The organism is Enhydrobacter sp., assembly GCF_030246845.1.
Classification (GTDB): Bacteria; Pseudomonadota; Alphaproteobacteria; order Reyranellales; family Reyranellaceae; genus Reyranella.
In genome coordinates this window covers 2141472-2158167 of record NZ_CP126889.1, presented here as the reverse complement: position 1 = coordinate 2158167, position 16696 = coordinate 2141472, and the positions used below count along the sequence as shown (strand labels likewise).

The window sequence follows — 16696 nt, the reverse complement described above, 5'->3', positions numbered from 1 at the left end:
GATGTGGGCGACCCTTTTTTTCGTGATGTTCTTCGGCCTGCTCGCCTCGGGCATGCCGATCTTCCTGGTGCTGGGCGCCTGCGCCGCCGTCCTCTACCTCTTCTCCGACCAGCCGCTGATCGGCGCGGCCCAGGTCGTGATCGATTCGCTCAACTCCTCGACCCTGATGTCGCTGCCGCTGTTCGTGATGGCGGCGGCCTTCATGCGCCAGGGCGGCGTCGCCAAGGCGCTGGTCGATCTCTGCACCGCCTGGATCGGCGGCGTGCGCGGCTCGCTGGGGCTGGTGACGGTCGTCTCCTGCACGCTGTTCGCCGCGATCTGCGGCTCCTCGGTCGCCACCGCGCTCGCCATGGGCACGATCCTGCTGCCGGCCATGCTGGAGAAGGGCTATCCGCGCTCCTTCGCGCTCGGCGTGATCGGCGCCTCGGGCACCATCGGCATCGTGATCCCGCCCAGCCTGGCGCTGATCCTCTACGGCATCGTGGCCGAGCAGTCGGTGCCGCGGCTGTTCCTCGCCGGCATCCTGCCGGGCCTGCTGCAGGCCGCCGCCTTCTTCGGCTGGGTCTGGTACACGGCGCGGCGCAACAACTTCCCGATCGAGCCGCCGATGCCGATGGCCGTCCGCTGGAAGGTCACCGTGCGCGCGCTGCCGGCGCTCGCGGTGCCGGCGATCGTGCTGTTCGGCATCTATGGCGGCATCGTCACCGTGACCGAGGCGGCTGCCATCGCCGCGGCCGTTTCGATGTTCATCAGCCTGGTCTTCTACCGCGGCTTCCACTGGACGCAGTCGCTGTCGGTGATCGCCGACGCGCTGAAGAGCGCCGGCACGATCATGCTGATCGTGGCGACGGCGCTCGTCTTCGGCCACTGGATGACCGATTCGGGCGTGCCGGCCGCGCTCGTGAAATGGGTCGTGGAGCACAAGTTCACGACCTGGGAGTTCCTGCTCGCAATCAACCTGCTGCTGCTGGTCCTGGGCTGCTTCCTCGAGGTGGTGGCGACGCTGCTGCTGGTGCTGCCGGTGCTGGCGCCGGCGCTGATCCCGCTCGGCGTCGACCCGGTGCACTTTTCCATCATCTTCACGCACAACATGGAGATCGCGCTGGTCCATCCGCCGGTCGGCCTCAATCTCTACGTGCTGGCGACCATCTCGACGGCGCCGATCGGCGAGGTGATCCGCGGCATCCTGCCGTTCCTGATCCTGCTGCTGATCGTGCTGATGATCATCACCTACTGGCCGCCCCTCACCATGTGGCTGCCCCAGCTCATCTACGGCCATTGATCATTCTTCTGGACCGCGAGCCTCCGGCTCGCTCATGAGCGGGCTGGAAGCCCGCGGTCCATAAGTTGCGCGCTCCTATGAGAGCTCGTCCATATTCACGTAGAGCCGGCGCAGCGCGGCCCGCAATGCCTCCGCTTCGGACGCTGCGAAGCCCTTGAGGGCGACCTTCTCGTAGCGTTGGGCGATCGGCACGATGCGGCGAGTCAGTCGCTTGCCGGTGGCCGTCACGTGCAGCGCCACGGCGCGCGCATCCTCGGGATCGCGCCGGCGGACCACGAGATCCTTCCGCTCCATCTGGTCCACCAGCCGCGTGAGCGTCGAGACCTCGATCGAGGTGGTGGCCGACAGCTCGCCCATGCGGCGGCCGTCGCGCTCCCGAAGTGCCGCCAGCACCCGCCACATCGGCAGGGTGGCGCCGAGCGGCCGCACCTCCTCGCCGAAGGCGGTGGCGATGCGCACGCCCGCGCGGTTCAGGAGGTACGGCAGATAGGAGTCGAGCGGGCCCATGGCCTGCGCCGGACGAGGGCCGTCAAGCCGTCGCGCGCAGCGGCGCAGCGGTGCGGAAATGCGGCGCCACCTCGCGCATGAAGCGGTCCATCTGGTCCTTCACCAGCGCATGCGGCTTGCGGCCGTAGTTGAAGTAGAGGATCACCTCGGCGATGCCGGCCGCCTCGACCTGCTTCAGCGTGTCGATGATGTGCTGCGGACTGCCGCACAGGATCGACTTGTCGGTGAGCTTCTCCGGCCGCATGTCGCGCAGGATGTTCACGATCTCGACGAAGTACTTGTAGGTCGGCGGCACCTTCTCGCCGGACGACGACGGAAAGGCCGCGACCAGCGCGTCCTGGAAGTAGCGCACCAGCGCCTCACGGCCGTAGCGCTCCTCCTCGGGCGTCGAGGCGATGTGCACGAAGTAGGAGCACATGGCGCGCCGCATCGGCCGTCCGAAGCCCTGCTCGCAGCTCTCGCGATAGGCGCGCACCGCGTCGGCGAGCGAGCCGTACACCATCGCCGCCGCGAACGGCGCGTAGATCACGTTCCAGTCGTTCCTGGCCGCGAGCTCCATCGAGGGCCGCGAGAAGCAGGCGACGTAGGGCCGGAGCGGCTGCTGCGCCGGCCTGGGCCGGACCTCGATGTCCTCGAACTGGTAGAATTTCCCCTTGTGCGACCACCGGCCGGGCTCGGTCCAGGCGCGCCAGACGATCTCGAGCCCCTCGGCGAACAGCTCCGCCGAGTCCTCGAACGGGGCCTGGAAGGGCGCGTACTCCTTGCGGTCGTAGCCGCGGCCGGCGGCGAAATCGACGCGGCCGCCCGATAGGAGATCGAGCGTCGCCCATTCCTCGGCGACGTGCAGCGGATGATGCACCGGCAAAAGCGACACCGCGGGCGCGAGCCGCAGCCGCTTGGTGGCACCGGCGAGCTGCGCCAGCAGCGCCAATGGCGAGGCGTTGACGCCCAAGAGATTGAAATGATGCTCGCCCACCCAGGCCGAGTTCATGCCGATCTGCTCGGCGTAGAGCGCCTCGGCGAAGATGTCCTTCAGGAAGGCCTCGGGCGTGCGCGGATTATCGGGGTAGCGGTTGTCGCTCAGCGTGAAATAGCCGAAGTCCATGCGCTTCCTCTTCCGTTGATTGCCCGCATGGTGCGCCGTCGGCTTTTAGTTGTAAACGCAAATAAATGGCACAGTGTTGTCATCCCGAACGGAGCGAGGGATCTTTCAGCGGCGCTCGAACCAGAGATCGCCCGCTGCGCTCGGGATGACACCGTCGCTCGGGCCTAAGCCGCCTTGGGGCCGATCTCGGCGAGCGGCATCAGCCAGTCGCGGAAGGCCTTGATCTTGCGGCGCCGGATCGCCTCGGGCGGATAGACTACGTAGTAGGCGAGCTCGGTCGCCATCTTGAACTCGAACGGCACGACCAGCCGGCCGGCCTTGAGGTCGGGCGTGACCAGCGGGTTGCGGCCGAGCGCGACGCCGAGGCCGTCCATTGCCGCCTGGTAGGCCGCCAGCGGCAGGTCGAAGGTGACGCCGCGCGAGGCGTCGATGCCCTTCACGCCCGCCGCCGTCAGCCAGACCTGCCAGTCGTCGGGAAAGCTGCCGGTGTGCAGGAGCGTGAAGCGCTTGAGGTCGGCCGGCTTCCTGAGCGCGTTGGGGCCCTTCAGCAGCGACGGCGCGCAAACCGGCATCACGTCCTCGCCGACCAGGCGCTCGGCCACCAGATTGGGCCACTGGCCGCGGCCATAGCGGATGCCGATATCGACGTCCTCGCGCGAGAAATCGACGAGACCGACGTTCGTGCTGATGCGCACATCGATCTCGGGATTGGCGCGCTGGAAGCCGGCCAGCCGCGGCACCAGCCATTTGGTGGCGAACGAGGCCGTCGTGGTCACGGTGAGATGCCCGCCGCGGTCCTTCTGCAGGAGCTTCTCGGTCGCCTCGTTCAACTGATCGAACGCCGCCCGCACCGAGGGCAGATAGGCCTGGCCCGCCTCGGACAGCAGCAGGGAGCGGTTTCTCCGCACGAACAATTTTAATCCGAGCCGTTGCTCGAGCCCGCGCACCTGATGGCTGATCGCAGCCTGGGTGACGCTCAGCTCCTCGGCCGCGTCGGTGAAGCTCATATGGCGGGCGGCCGCCTCGAAAGCCCGCAGGCCGTTGAGCGGCGGCAAGGTCCTCTTCATGTCAAATCCCCTAGGAAAAGAATGTCTTTCACATGAGTTAAATTAATCAAAATAGGACAAACCGTTGTTTGTAAAGACCCTCGTCGAAGCTCACATCGGCCTCCAGCATGTTCGGGGAGAAGTCCCATGGCCGAAATCTCTCTTCACTACAGTTCCAAGGCGCCGCTCGCCGGCACCTACACCGCCTTCCAGCAGATCTTCGCGACCTGGCGGCGGCGCAGCCGTGAACGTCGCGAGCTGCTGAGCCTCGACGACCGCACCATCCGCGATCTCGGCACCACGCGGCACGCCGTCGAGTTCGAGGCCAACAAGCCGTTCTGGCGCGCCTGATCTCCCGATCCGGAGCGGGAGGCCTTTCAACCCTGCCAGGCCTCCTTCCCTCTCCGGACCCTCGCCGGCGGTCGACTCTCGCCTCCCTGTCGACCGCCGGCTTTTTCTTTGCGCGTCTTTTCCTTTACGCCGCCGGCGCATGCTTGCTAGAGGCCGCGAGTGCCTCTCTCCGACCTCCAGATCCAGAGCCTGGCGCGCGATGCGATCCAGCGTGCTGCCGGCGGCGACTTCGCCGCTGCCGAGCCCTTGCTGGCGCAAGTCGCGGAGGCGCGGCCCAATTCGGGTCAGGCGCAGCATCTTCTCGGTCAGGCGCGACTGAAGCTCGGACGCTTCGCCGACGCGCGCGAGCCCCTGGAGCGCGCGGCGAAGTTCCTGCCGCGCGATGCGGCAGCGCAGGTCAATCTCGCCGGCTGCCTCACGGCGCTGGGCCAGCACGAGGCGGCACTCGCCGCGCTGGATCGGGCCGGCCGATTGAAGCCGGGCGACGCCGCGATCGCCCACAACAGGGGCCGTGCGCTGGAAGCCCTGGGCCGGATCGACGAGGCGCAACAGGCCTACGACGAGGCGCTGTCGATCGACCACCGGCTGATGCCCGCGCTGGCGGCGCGCGCCGGGCTGCTCGCGGCGCGTGGTGACTGGATGGGCGCGCTCGCCGACCTCGACATGGCGCTGACCAACCGGCCCGACGACGCGGCCTTGCGGCTCAAGCGCGGCGAGCTCCTGCTGCGGCAGGGCGACTGGTTGCGCGGCCTGCCCGACTACGAGGCGCGGCTCGAGCTGCCCGGGGCGCGCTATGCGCCCGACCTGCCGCGCTGGCAGGGCGAGCCGCTGCCCGGCCGGTTGCTGATCTATCCCGAGCAGGACGATATCGAGAGCGGTGCCGCGCTGCGCGACACGCTGATGCTGGCGCGCGGCGTCGATGCGGTCGTGCAGTGCGCAGCGGCGCTTGCCGACTGGCTCGACGTCCCGACGGTGCGTCGCGGCGATCCGCTCGACGGGTTCGTCGCCGCCGCACCCTTGCGCAGCCTGCCTTATCTCCTGAACTGGAGTCCGGAAGCGTTGCCATCGCCGATCGCTCTGCGGCGGTCGCGCGATTCCGATGCCACGGCGATCGGCTGGTTCGCCGCCGGCACGCCGCCTGCCGGCCTAGTGATCGAGCGCGACCCGTACCAGGTCGCTTCCTGCAAGCTGGTCGTGGGCGACGATGCTTGGCCCACCCATCTCGCCGCCGCGCTCGGCGTGCCGACGCTCATGAACGCGGGACGGGACGCCGACTGGCTGTGGGGACCGCGCACCGGCAAGTCGGCGTGGTATGCCGAGCTGGAACTGATGGACGCAGAGCGGATGGAAGGGCTGGCGGCGTATCTGGGCAAGTGATCATATCGCCGGGCCCCGCCGGCAGAAGCGCGGGCCGAAAGGCGGAGAAAGCTTGCGCCCCCTTCACATCGCCGCCGCCCTCGTGATCGCCGCCACCTGGGGCCTCAACTTCACGGTCATCCGTTTCGGGCTCGACGAGATGACGCCTCTCGCCTTCGCTGGATGGCGATTCCTGATCGGCGCATTGCCCGTTCTGTTCCTGCCGCGCCCGAACATCTCGTGGAAGGCATTGGCCGGCATCGGCCTGTTCCTGTTCACCGGCCAGTTCGTGTTCCTGTTCTTCGCCATGCAGGCGGGATTGCCGCCCGGCCTCTCCTCCGTCCTGGTGCAGCTTCAGGGACCGTTGACCGTCGTCATCGCGGCCCTGTTCCTGCGCGAGCGGGCCGCCGCCGGCCAATGGCTCGGCCTCGGCGTGGCGTTGATCGGTGTGCTGGTGATCGCCCGATCGGTCGAAGGCAAGGTGAGCGTACTCGCGGTCGGCATCGCGCTGCTCTCGGCGCTGAGCTGGGCCGTCGGCAATCTCTTCCTGCGCGAGGCCAGAGGCACATCGGTGATAGCGGTCACGGCCTGGGCGAGCCTCCTGCCGCCGCTGCCGCTTCTGCTGGCCGGCGCGCTCACCGACGGTATCGGGCCCACGCTCGCGCCCCTGCTGGCGCCAACCTGGCGCGGCTGGCTGGTGCTCTTCTACACGGTCGTGCCGGCGATGTGGTTCGGCTACTGGATCTGGGGAACGCTGCTCAGGACATATCCCGCGGCCAGAGTCGGGCCGATCTCGTTGCTGGTGCCGTGCTGCGCTCTTACCTTCGCCGCGCTGCTCGTCGGCGAGCCGGTGGGTGGCCTGCGATTGCTGGGGGTGATCGTCGTGCTGGGCGGGGTGGCGCTCGGCGTCCTCGCCTCGACGCGCCGCCCGCTTGTGACAAAGCTGTGACCAAAAGAAGGAAAGCGAGGACTCGCGTCCCCGCTTTCACCTCCCCAATGGGCATCCCGCAGCGGCCGAGCCGGCACACGGAATGCAGTTCCAATGCGAACTAATTTACCCTAGCCGACGAGGTATCGTCAATCCGCATCGCCATAGCGGAAATTTTATTGCCCTCCAAGCTACTCCTTTGAAAGACCGCACCATTCCGCAATAAAGAGCGCCGTCGCCTGGGTGATCTTGCGGACCGACTCCAGGCTCACCCGCTCGTCGAAGCCATGGATGTCGTCCGACTCCGGTCCGTAGACCAGGGCCGGAATGCCGGCATACAGGCCGAAAAAGCGGTTGTCGGCGGTGCCGGTGGAGGTCTTGTCCTCGAGCGTCGACCCGAACACGGCCTTGTGGGCATCGGCCAGCACGGCCCGCACCTGCTCGTGGTTCCTCAGCACGAACGGCTCGGCCTGGAAGCCTTCCCAGGTGACCGTCGGCGGATTGTTGCCGAGGAACGGATCGTTCGCCGCCGCCTGCCGGATCACGTCCTCGATTTCCTGCCGGCATTCCGCGAGGGTCTGCGACGGCAGCACCCCGACGCGCATGTCGAAGGTGCACCATGCGGGCACGGAACTCGCCCAGTCGCCGCCGGCGATCTTGCCGACATTGAAGTTCACCGGATGATGATGGTCGCAGAAGTGCTTGTCGTGCGTCTTCTTCGCGTTCCATTGCTTCTCGAGCTCGCGCAGCCGCTGGATCAGACGATAAGCCGACTCGATCGCGTTCGAGCCGGCGTCGGCCTTGTAGACATGCACCGGATGGCCGGTGACTTTGACCTGGAACCACATGACGCCGACCTGCGCGATCGTGAGCGCGCCCGACGACGGTTCGGGAATGAGCGCGGCGTCGGCCCGATAGCCGCGCTGCAGGCATGCGAGCGCGCCGTTGCCCGTGCATTCCTCCTCGACGACCGACTGCTGGTAGACGTCGGCCGCCGGCTGCCAGCCGAGCGCCCTGAGAGCGCGCAACGCGAAGAGATTGAGGACGAGCCCGGCCTTCATGTCGCCCGCGCCGCGGCCGTACATCCAGCCGTCCTTGATCGCAGGCTCGAACGGATTGCGCGCCCACATCTCGTGCGGGCCTTCGGGCACCACGTCGATGTGGCCGTTGAGGATCAGCGAGCGTCCCTTGGGATTGGCGGGCCGCCACGCGCCGACCACGTTCCAGGCATCGTCATAGTCCTGGCTGTGCGGCGAGTAGCCCGGCAGGTGCTTGAGATCGTCGATCCTGATCTGCCAGCGATCGACACTCAGCCCGTCCTCCTTGAACAGCCGCGCCATCATGTCCTGCGCCGGCGCCTCGCGAAAGCGCGTCGACGGGATCTTCACCAGATCCGCCAGCACCTTCGTCTGGTCGTCGAAGCGGCGATCGACCTCGTCCATGATCCGGCGTTTCACATCGGCATCGAGCATCGGGCACTCCTGGAACTGCGACCGCGACCTTAGCGCCTATCACTTCAGGAACCAGTCGAGAATCGCCGCATTCTCGTCGCGCGGATAGGTATGCGACAGATCGGCGATCTCGCGGTAGACGACCGCCGCGCCTGCCTGCTCGAGAGTGCGCTGCGCGGTTTGGGCCAGCTCGGGCGGGAACATCCAGTCCCCGGCGCCGTGCACGATATGGATCGGCAGGCCGCGCACGCGGTCGGCGTCGGCGAAGGCCATCAACATCGGATGGAAGGCCGCGGCGATCGGCGCGAGATGCGTGAAGCGGCAGGCGGTCCGCAGTCCCAGCACGTAGGTGAAAGTGCCGCCGTCGCTCATGCCGGTGAGGAGCTGCTTCGATCGATCGACGTTCCAGTCGGCGGCGACGCGCTCGACCATGCCGTCGATGTTCGGGCCGTCGATCTGCGGCTCCATCAGCGACCAGGTCGATCCGCGCGCCGTGGGCGCAATGACGATCAGGCCGCGCGTGCGCGCCTCGCGCACCCAGCTCCACAGGAAGGCGCCGCCATTGCCGCTGCCGCCGTGCAGCGCCACGACCAGCGGGCAGGCACGGCCAGGCTCGTAATATTCCGGAACGTAGAGGGAGAAGGCGCCGCGCGTGCCAGCCGGGCCGTCGACATGCATGTAGCCTACGCCGTCGCGGGTCGGATCGGCATCGGCAAGACGTCTGGCGAGCGTCGCATCGTCGCGCGCCGCGGCTTCGAGGAAGAACTGGCTGACCGGCCGCAGATGGGCCGCCAGCGGATAGAGCGCTTCGGCGGCCCGCGCATAGCCGCGCAGGGCGCGATAGGCGGCCATCATGGGCTGCGGCGCATCGAGCGAAGCGAGGAAGGCGTCGATGCCTTCCTCGACCGCGTTGCCCGAGCGTTCCAGACAGTCGCGCACCGGGCCGAGCCGATCGGGCCAGGCGAAGCGGCTCGACGCGCCAAGGGCGGGCGCAAGGTCTTCGTTGCGCTGGCTGATCGCTCCGATCAGCTCCTCGAGCGTCGTCGGCGCAAGATGCCGGCCGGCGAACTCGAGGGCATGCAGACCCCGCAGGATGGCCGGCACCAGAACCGCGATGATCTCCGTCGTCTCTTCGTTGCTGGTCGTCACGGCCAACCGCCCCTCGTCGAGGATCGTGTGATCCCGACACCGTTTCGTGGAATTTCGCCTGCCGTCCCTGTTTGCATCCGCCATCTTGCCAAGCGCGTCGCAGCATCGGACGCTTGGCCGTACAAAGCCAGAGGATGCCCAGAGGAAGCCCATGCCCGACGCCTCGCACGCCGCGCCGCGCCAGCTCGATGTCGCCATCGTGGGCGGCGGACTTGCCGGTCTCTATGCCATCCACCGCCTGCGCGGCCTGGGGCTCAAGGTCCGCGCCTACGAAGCCGGCTCGGGGATCGGCGGCACCTGGTTCTGGAACCGCTATCCCGGCGCGCGCTGCGACGTGGAGAGCCTGGAATATTCCTACAGCTTCTCCAACGAGCTGCAGCAGGAGTGGAAGTGGCCGGAGCGCTACGGCACGCAGCCCGAGATCCTGAAGTACATCAACCACGTCGCCGACCGCTTCGATCTGCGCCGCGACGTTCAGCTCAACACGCGCGTCCTCGCCGCACACTTCGACGGCAAGGCCAATCTCTGGAAGCTGCGTACCGGCTCGGGCGAGGAGATTCATGCACGCTATTGCGTGATGGCGGCGGGCAATCTTTCGACGCCGCGCGTGCCCGACTTCAAGGGCCTCGAGCGCTTCAGGGGCAAGTGGTACCACTCCGGCCTGTGGCCGCACGAGGGCGTCGATTTCACCGGCCTGCGCGTGGGCGTGATCGGCACCGGCTCGTCGGGCGTGCAGATGATCCCGATCATCGCCCAGCAGGCGAGGCACCTGCACGTCTTCCAGCGCACCGCCAATTTCAGCCTGCCGGCCCGCAACGGGCCGATGGAGCCCGAGCGCGAACGGCGGCACAAGGCGGAGTATCCGGCCCGCCGCGCTGCCGCCATGGAAACGCCGTTCGCCATCGGCGGCCATGCCAAGCCGACCAAGTCGGCGCTCGAGGTTTCGGCCGAGGAACGCAACGAGGCCTATGAGGCCAAATGGCAGGAAGGCGGCAGCATCAGCTACCTCTATGCCTATACCGATCTCCTGGTGAACAAGGAGTCCAACGACACCGCCTCCGAGTTCGTGCGCAACAAGATCCGCGGCATCGTGAAGGACCGGCGGACGGCGGAGCTGCTGGCGCCCAAGGACCATCCGATCGGGACCAAGCGGCTCTGCCTCGATACCAACTACTACGAGACCTACAACCGGCCGAACGTCACGCTGGTCGATGTGCGCAGCGACCCGATCGAGGAGATCACCGACAGCGGCCTGCGTACGGGCAAGCAAGAGTTCGAGCTCGACGCCATCGTCTTCGCCACCGGCTTCGACGCCATGACCGGCGCGCTGCGCGAGATCGACGTGCGCACCAGCGACGGCGCGGTGCTGCGCGACCATTGGGAAGGCGGACCGCTCACCTATCTCGGCCTGATGGTCTCGGGCTTTCCCAACATGTTCGTCGTCACCGGCCCCGGCAGCCCGGGCGTGAAGACGCAGATGATCGCGTCGATCGAGCAGCACGTCGACTGGATCGCCGATGCGATCGATCACCTGGGCAGGCACCAACTCGACCGCATCGAGCCGACGCCCGAGGCGGAGATGGACTGGGTGCACCACGTGAACGCCGTTGCCAACAGCACGCTCTATCCGCTGGCCAATTCCTGGTACATGGGCGCCAACATACCCGGCAAGCCGCGCGTCTTCATGCCCTATGTCGGCGGCTTCGATCGCTACCGGAAGCGCTGCGACGAGGTGGCCGGCAAGGGATACGAGGGATTCACGCTGTCGCGGCACGAAGTCGTCGCGGCTTGAGCCTGCTGTTCGTCCATCATCGCATCGAGGCCGCTCCGCGTCGCTGGCAGGCCGTGGCCGATCGCCTGTCGAAGCAGGGCCAGCCGATCTACGGCATCTGGCGCAGCCAGATCGGCCGGCCGCGCGACGAGCTGCAGGCCCTCACGGTCTGGACGAAACCGACCACCGCGGCGACGGCGGAAGCCGCGCTGACGAGCGATCGCACCGATATCCTTGCCGTGAGCAGCGAGACGCTGAGCCCGACATTGCGTCCTTCCGATGCGACCGCGCCGAGCCGGCAGGGCAACTACGCCTTTCGCTGGTTCGCCACGCCGCCGGAACACTGGCCGGAGTTTCTCGATCTCTGCGCCGCCGCCTGGCCGGGCTTCGAGAGCGCCTACGATTCCCAGGTGATCGGCCTCTGGCGGGCGTCGGGCGACCGTACCGGCCCTGGCATGGACGAGGCCACGGGCGCCGGCCGGCATGCCGGGGTGCGCAGCCTGCTGCTGACGCGCCGGCCCAATCTCGCCGTGTGGGAGCGCTCCAAGTTGCCTGAAGGCGAGGCCGAAGCGGCGGTGCGCGCCAGGCTCAGCCGCCGTTACGACCTCTGCGACTGGACGGTCGTGTCCACGGCAACCCTGATCACGGCCGTCGACCGGCCCGACACCGCCCGCTGGACTTGACCGGATCGGCTGCCTATCTGACGGCCGCCATGCAGACCCTGCGTACGCTCGAGGCCCTGGAAAACGAAGGACTGGTCGAGGCCGATCCCCGACTGGCTGATGCCGCCCGATCGATGGCGATCGCGCTTACCCCCGAGCTCGCGGCCCTGATCGACCGCACCCATCTCGCCCGCGATCCGATCGCCCGCCAGTTCGTGCCCGACATCCGCGAGACCGAGACGACGCCCGAGGAGCTGGCCGATCCGATCGGCGACGAGGCGCGCTCACCGGTGAAGGGGATCGTGCACCGCTATCCCGACCGCGTGCTGCTGAAGCCGCTGCATGTCTGTCCGGTCTATTGCCGCTTCTGCTTTCGCCGCGAGAAGGTGGGGCCGGGCGGCGAGGCGCTCAGCGCAGCGGAGCTGGCGGCTGCCCTCGCCTATATCCGCGGGCACAAGGAGATCTGGGAAGTGATCCTGACCGGCGGCGATCCGCTGATGCTGGCGCCGCGCCGCCTCGGCGAACTGGTCGGAGCGCTCGACGCCATGCCGCACGTCGCCGTGATCCGCGTGCACAGCCGCGTTCCCATCGCCGATCCCGGACGCATCACGGACGAGCTTCTGGCCGCCCTGAAGCCCCAGCGGGCAGGCGTGTGGATCGGCATCCACTGCAACCACCCGCGCGAGCTCGCGCCACCGGCGCGGGCGGCGCTGGCGCGACTGGCCGATGCCGGCTTTCCACTCGTCGGCCAGACGGTGCTGCTGGCCGGCATCAACGATGATGTCGAGACGCTGTGCGCGCTGATGCGGGCGCTCGTGAGCGCACGGGTGAAGCCCTACTACCTGCACCATCCCGACCTGGTGCGCGGCACCGGCCATTTCCGCGTCTCGATCGCGCGCGGCCAGGCACTGATGAAAAGCCTGCGCGGCCGGCTGTCGGGGCTTGCGCAGCCGGTCTACGTGCTCGATGTACCCGGAGGACACGGCAAGGTGCCGATCGGACCGGCCTATCTCGGCGACGACCCCGACGCGCTCACCGTCGAGGACGCGTTCGGCGGACGCCATCGCTACCCCGCCTGAACCTCCTGGGGCCGGCCCAGCGTATCCTTGTTGATGGGACCCTCCGCCTCGACGATCAATTCGATCTGCCGCGGCTCGGACGAGGCGAACGTCAGCGTGACGGGAACTTTCTGACCACGTGCCAAAGGCTTTGCCAGGCCCTGGAAGAACAGGTGATAGCCGCGCGGCTTGAGCTCGATGGCCATGTCCCGCGGCAAGTGCAGGCCGCTCTCCAGCCGCCGCATGCGCAACTCCGCACCCACCACCTTGATGCCCCAGATCTCCGTCCGCGCCGCCAGCGGCGTGGCGGCCGCAACCAGGCGGTCGGGCTCGGGGCCGCGATTGGTGAGCGTGACGAAACCCGCCGCGTCGCCCGATTCTGCGGTCTGCATGCGCGCCCATGGCCGGCGGATATCGATGCTCATGGCGTCATCCAATGATCAGGATTCCCTGCTGGCGCAACGCATTTCGGCCGGCAAGCAGCGAAGATCACACCGCACCCCCGTCAACGACGCCCCGTCACGGCAAGCGCCGGTCGCACGGACCGCGTCGGCGGCGCGCTGAGCTCCTCCACCAGCCATTCCTCGAACGCCCGTGTCTTGGGCCGGTTGGCCGAGGACGGCGGACAGACGAACCACCAGGCCTTTCCCGAGTCGACGATCTGCGGGAAAGGCTGGAACAGCCGGCCCTCCGCCAGCTCCTCGCGGAAGAGCTGGGGCGGGCCGACGGCGACGCCCGCCCCCTCCATCGCCGCCTCGACGGCGATCAGCGTGGAATCGAAGGTCAGCACGCGTTTGGGCTTGAAGTCGCCCATGCCGACCGCCCTGAGCCAGATCGCCCATTCCGGGTCGTGGGTCATGTCGATGAAGGGCACGCGCTTCAGATCGTCGAGCGTCTTGAGCTTGTCCTTGTAGCGCTTGCCGCAAAGCGGCGTGAGCACGTCGCTGAACAGGCGCGTGGCGTGCAGATCCGGTTCGGGCTGGACGACGAAGCGGATCGCACAGTCGAAGTCCTCGCGCGCGAAGTCGACGCGGCGCAGCGCCGTCGTCATGCGCACCTCGATCTCCGGATGCTTGGCCTGGAAGCGGTGCAGCCGGGGTGCCAGCCAGCCCAGCGCGAAGGTCGTCACCAGGCTGACGTTGAGCGTGCCCGAGTTGGCCTTGCGGCCGACCCGTTCGAGCGCGTTGGTCATGCGGTCGAAGGCGTCGCGCAGATCGGGCAGCAGCGCCTGGCCTTCGCCCGTGATCTCGAGCCCACGCGGCCGGCGCACGAACAGGGCCACGCCCAGCCGCTCCTCGAGCGCCTTCACCTGATGGCTGACGGCCGCCTGGGTGACATGGAGCTCCTCGGCCGCGTGCGTGAAGCTCGCGTGCCGCGCCGCGGCCTCGAAGGCCCGCAGGGCATTCAAGGGAAGTTGAGATCGGCTCATCGCGACTCGAACTTCATAGTTTTTCTATGCCTCCCCCCAGCAATGATCCTTTGCGAATCGCCGTATCGTACAGCAAATTGGGCGCAGAAACGAGGTGTAACGAAGCCGTCGTGGCTTTTCCGCCTCAAACGGAGCTAACCCATGTCGACCCTGTCCAGCGTGCGGGCAATCGCTCGTGCGGATGTCCCCTCCTTCACGTTCGGCCGTGCCGTGGCGCTGCTGGCCGGAGCGGTCGTCGTCGGGGTCGAGAGGCTGATGACCCGGGCGGAGGTCCACCGCTCACGACGCCAACTGGCCGAGCTCGATGACCGCCTGCTGCGCGACATCGGGATCGATCGCGGGCGGGCCCGCCACGAGGCCACCAAGGGTTTCTGGTCCTAAAGCCTTCCCGGACCGGGGAATTGCCGGCAGGGGCCGGATAGAGCAGGCTTGGCAGGGCGCCTATATGGGCGTCATGACCCAGCACCTCTCCATCCTCCCATCCACCGCCGCCGTGGCACCCGCCAGCTTCTCCCCCCAGGCCGCGTTCCCCGACCCTGATTCCTGCTGGCAAGCGGTCCGCCGGCGCGACCGCGCCTTCAACGGCCGCTTCTGGTTCTCGGTCAGGACGACCGGCGTCTACTGCCTGCCGTCCTGCGCCGCCCGCCCGCCGCTGCGCAAGAATGTGGCCTTCCATGCCTCACCGGAGGCAGCCGAAGCGGCCGGTTTTCGCCCCTGCAAGCGCTGCCGGCCGCGCGACTGGCAGATCGAGGCCGGGCTGAGCGGCCCGGTCGCGAAGGCCTGCATGCTGTTCGATGCCGGCGACACGGAAAGCCAGCCTTCGCTGGCCGAGGTCGCGCGCCGGATCGGGCTTTCGCCCAGTGCCCTCAGCAAGCGCTTCCTTGCCGAACTCGGCGTCAGTCCGCGCGACTGGCTGGTGGCGCGCAAGCGGGAGCGCTTCCGCAAGGCGCTGCGCGACGGCGAGAGGGTGAGCGAGGCGCTTTACGGCGCGGGCTACGGCTCGCCGAGCCGCGTCTACGAGTCGAGCAACAAGGCGCTGGGCATGACGCCGGCGACCTACGCCAAGGGCGGCGCCGGCGCCCATATCGACTTCACGACCGTCGATTCCGACTATGGCCGGGTGCTCGTCGCGGCGACGCACAAGGGCATTGCCGCTGTCTTCCTGGGTGACGACGACCGCGTGCTGGAACGCGACCTCCGGCGCGACTTCCCGGCCGCAGACCTCAAGCGCAACGACGAGGCGCTCGGTCTGCGGGTGAAGGGCGTCCTGGCCCGGCTCTATGGTCGCAAGCCGTCGGCGCTGGATGGGCCGGACGTGCCGCTCGACATCGTCGGGACGGCCTTCCAATGGAAGGTCTGGAAGGCGCTGACCGAGATCCCGCCCGGCGAGACCCGCAGCTACGGCGAGATTGCCGCCCGCATCGGCGCGCCCACGGCCGCGAGGGCGGTCGGTCGGGCCTGCGCGACCAACCAGGCAGCAGGCGTCATCCCCTGCCACCGTGCGGTCGCCTCCGACGGTCGGCTGAACGGCTATCGCTGGGGCTTGGCCCGCAAGGAGCGGCTGCTGGCGGCGGAACGGCGGCGCAGCGGCTGACCGCCGTCGTTCAGTTGCTGTTCTCGATACGGGTGATGACATAGTGCCCGGCCCGGCGCTCGAGATCGAAGCGGATCTTGTCGCCGGGCGTCAGGCCCACAAGCAGGGTCCGGTCCGCGACCGGGAAGATGCCGGTCGCCCGCTGCAAATAGAAGCGCCGGATCGGCGCATGCTCGACCATGATCCTGCCGTCGGCCGGGTCGACGGCGACCACGCGGCCCGCCGCCAGGGGGAAAACCCGGGCCGGCGCGAGGCTGGCCAGATCGCCCGCCCGAGCAGGTCCATCGGTCGTCATCCTGTGTTGAACCGCCGCGGCATAGACGCCACCGCAGAAAGCTGCCGAAAGCAGGACCAGATAGGTCGTCAGGGTTATGCAACGCATTCACGCCTCTCCCGCGCGTCCGCACGGACATCGAAACGCCGAAGCGACAGCGCAAGGCGCGCGTTGCTCACTTCCGCGCGAGACGAGCAGTCATCGTGCAGAGACCGGAGGCCGCGAGGGGCGCCGCAACAGCACATAGAAGGCGCCGCTGCCGCCATGGCGCGGATGGGCGGGCTTCAGTCCGCGGACCCGCGCCCGGTTTGTCGGCCGCTCCAGCCAGCCGGGAAACTCCGCCCGAATGCGACCGCCGACGATGCGGCCGCCTTCCGGCCGCAAACCTTTGCCGGTCACGATCAGCACGACGCGCAGGTCGAGTGCGGACGCCTCTTCGAGGAACCGCGCCACCGCGCGCTCCGCGGCCGCCAGCGTCATGCCGTGCAGGTCGAGCTTGGCCTCGGGCGAGCGGCGGCCGCGCGACAGGGCACGGTCGATGTCCCGGTCGAAGGCAAAGCCGGCGGCGGCCGGCGCGCCGCGCACGGCGGACGCAACGATTGCGGCCGGCTCTCCTCCCGGCACTCGCTTGGGCTTCGATTCGGACGGCGGACGGTGCCGCCGCCGCCCTTTCAGCGGGGTCACATCGCCCATGGCCGCCTGGAACAGATCGATATCCTTGACCATGGTGTTT

Annotated in this window: 18 protein-coding genes; 9 read left to right on the top strand and 9 right to left on the bottom strand. The window is 68.2% G+C overall.

Going from position 1 to position 16696, the window contains the following annotated elements:
• The first annotated feature begins 1 nt into the window (after position 1).
• Positions 2-1282, top strand: coding sequence for a TRAP transporter large permease (locus OJF58_RS10830; RefSeq protein WP_300784201.1), 1281 nt, complete (start codon positions 2-4; stop codon positions 1280-1282).
• Between the two features lie 75 nt (positions 1283-1357).
• Here the strand turns inward: OJF58_RS10830 and OJF58_RS10825 are convergent, their stop codons facing one another.
• From OJF58_RS10825 to OJF58_RS10815, 3 genes are all read right to left on the bottom strand, one after another.
• The gene (locus OJF58_RS10825) at positions 1358-1789 is read right to left on the bottom strand and encodes a MarR family transcriptional regulator (RefSeq protein ID WP_300784200.1); all 432 of its coding nucleotides are present in this window, start codon (positions 1787-1789) and stop codon (positions 1358-1360) included.
• A gap of 22 nt (positions 1790-1811) precedes the next feature.
• Entirely contained in the window at positions 1812-2894 is a 1083-nt protein-coding gene (locus OJF58_RS10820) for an LLM class flavin-dependent oxidoreductase (RefSeq protein WP_300784198.1), read from the bottom strand.
• Positions 2895-3058: 164 nt separating this feature from the next.
• The gene (locus tag OJF58_RS10815; RefSeq protein WP_300784195.1) at positions 3059-3961 is read right to left on the bottom strand and encodes a transcriptional regulator GcvA; all 903 of its coding nucleotides are present in this window, start codon (positions 3959-3961) and stop codon (positions 3059-3061) included.
• A 126-nt stretch (positions 3962-4087) separates the two neighbouring features.
• On the opposite strand from OJF58_RS10815, the gene OJF58_RS10810 reads away from it, so the two are divergent.
• The 3 genes from OJF58_RS10810 to OJF58_RS10800 all read left to right on the top strand — a co-directional run bounded on the left by OJF58_RS10810 (position 4088) and on the right by OJF58_RS10800 (position 6596).
• Positions 4088-4291 (top strand): DUF1127 domain-containing protein, encoded by a 204-nt coding sequence (locus OJF58_RS10810; protein WP_300784193.1) that lies wholly within the window; start codon positions 4088-4090, stop codon positions 4289-4291.
• Positions 4292-4450: 159 nt separating this feature from the next.
• Positions 4451-5668 (top strand): tetratricopeptide repeat protein, encoded by a 1218-nt coding sequence (locus tag OJF58_RS10805; RefSeq protein ID WP_300784191.1) that lies wholly within the window; start codon positions 4451-4453, stop codon positions 5666-5668.
• Between the two features lie 52 nt (positions 5669-5720).
• A complete protein-coding gene (locus tag OJF58_RS10800; RefSeq protein WP_300784189.1) occupies positions 5721-6596 on the top strand; it encodes an EamA family transporter in 876 nt (291 codons plus the stop codon).
• A 170-nt stretch (positions 6597-6766) separates the two neighbouring features.
• Here the strand turns inward: OJF58_RS10800 and OJF58_RS10795 are convergent, their stop codons facing one another.
• Both OJF58_RS10795 and OJF58_RS10790 read right to left on the bottom strand, forming a co-directional pair.
• Complete coding sequence (locus tag OJF58_RS10795) at positions 6767-8047, bottom strand: ArgE/DapE family deacylase (protein WP_300784188.1); 1281 nt, start codon at positions 8045-8047, stop codon at positions 6767-6769.
• Positions 8048-8086: 39 nt separating this feature from the next.
• Positions 8087-9175, bottom strand: a complete 1089-nt coding sequence (locus OJF58_RS10790) for a phospholipase (protein ID WP_300784186.1) — start codon at positions 9173-9175, stop codon at positions 8087-8089.
• A 151-nt stretch (positions 9176-9326) separates the two neighbouring features.
• On the opposite strand from OJF58_RS10790, the gene OJF58_RS10785 reads away from it, so the two are divergent.
• Genes OJF58_RS10785 through OJF58_RS10775 form a run of 3 tightly spaced genes read left to right on the top strand, consistent with a single transcriptional unit; the run spans position 9327 to position 12687 of the window.
• On the top strand, positions 9327-10967 hold the full coding sequence (locus OJF58_RS10785; protein WP_300784184.1) for an NAD(P)/FAD-dependent oxidoreductase: 1641 nt from the start codon (positions 9327-9329) through the stop codon (positions 10965-10967).
• Positions 10964-11629, top strand: coding sequence for a hypothetical protein (locus OJF58_RS10780; protein WP_300784182.1), 666 nt, complete (start codon positions 10964-10966; stop codon positions 11627-11629). Before OJF58_RS10785 ends, OJF58_RS10780 begins: the two co-directional genes overlap by 4 nt.
• 29 nt (positions 11630-11658) lie before the next feature.
• The gene (locus OJF58_RS10775; RefSeq protein WP_300784180.1) at positions 11659-12687 is read left to right on the top strand and encodes a lysine-2,3-aminomutase-like protein; all 1029 of its coding nucleotides are present in this window, start codon (positions 11659-11661) and stop codon (positions 12685-12687) included.
• On the opposite strand, the gene OJF58_RS10770 is transcribed toward OJF58_RS10775, so the two are convergent.
• Both OJF58_RS10770 and gcvA read right to left on the bottom strand, forming a co-directional pair.
• Entirely contained in the window at positions 12675-13091 is a 417-nt protein-coding gene (locus OJF58_RS10770; protein ID WP_300784179.1) for a copper chaperone PCu(A)C, read from the bottom strand. The genes OJF58_RS10775 and OJF58_RS10770 overlap by 13 nt on opposite strands.
• An 80-nt stretch (positions 13092-13171) precedes the next feature.
• Entirely contained in the window at positions 13172-14095 is a 924-nt protein-coding gene (gene gcvA, locus OJF58_RS10765) for a transcriptional regulator GcvA (protein WP_300784177.1), read from the bottom strand.
• A 141-nt stretch (positions 14096-14236) separates the two neighbouring features.
• Here gcvA and OJF58_RS10760 point away from each other — a divergent pair, with 141 nt between their 5' ends.
• Both OJF58_RS10760 and ada read left to right on the top strand, forming a co-directional pair.
• Positions 14237-14476 carry a DUF1127 domain-containing protein gene (locus OJF58_RS10760; protein ID WP_300784175.1) on the top strand — a complete coding sequence of 80 codons (240 nt, stop codon included), beginning with the start codon at positions 14237-14239 and terminating at the stop codon, positions 14474-14476.
• A gap of 64 nt (positions 14477-14540) precedes the next feature.
• Positions 14541-15689 carry a bifunctional DNA-binding transcriptional regulator/O6-methylguanine-DNA methyltransferase Ada gene (gene ada, locus OJF58_RS10755; RefSeq protein ID WP_300784174.1) on the top strand — a complete coding sequence of 383 codons (1149 nt, stop codon included), beginning with the start codon at positions 14541-14543 and terminating at the stop codon, positions 15687-15689.
• A gap of 10 nt (positions 15690-15699) precedes the next feature.
• Here ada and OJF58_RS10750 read toward each other — a convergent pair whose 3' ends face one another.
• Together OJF58_RS10750 and OJF58_RS10745 are read right to left on the bottom strand one after the other, a co-directional pair.
• Positions 15700-16071: a copper-binding protein gene (locus OJF58_RS10750; protein WP_300784173.1), complete on the bottom strand. Its 372-nt coding sequence runs from the start codon at positions 16069-16071 to the stop codon at positions 15700-15702.
• Between the two features lie 90 nt (positions 16072-16161).
• Positions 16162-16689 (bottom strand): Smr/MutS family protein, encoded by a 528-nt coding sequence (locus OJF58_RS10745; protein WP_300784171.1) that lies wholly within the window; start codon positions 16687-16689, stop codon positions 16162-16164.
• Positions 16690-16696 lie beyond the last annotated feature (7 nt).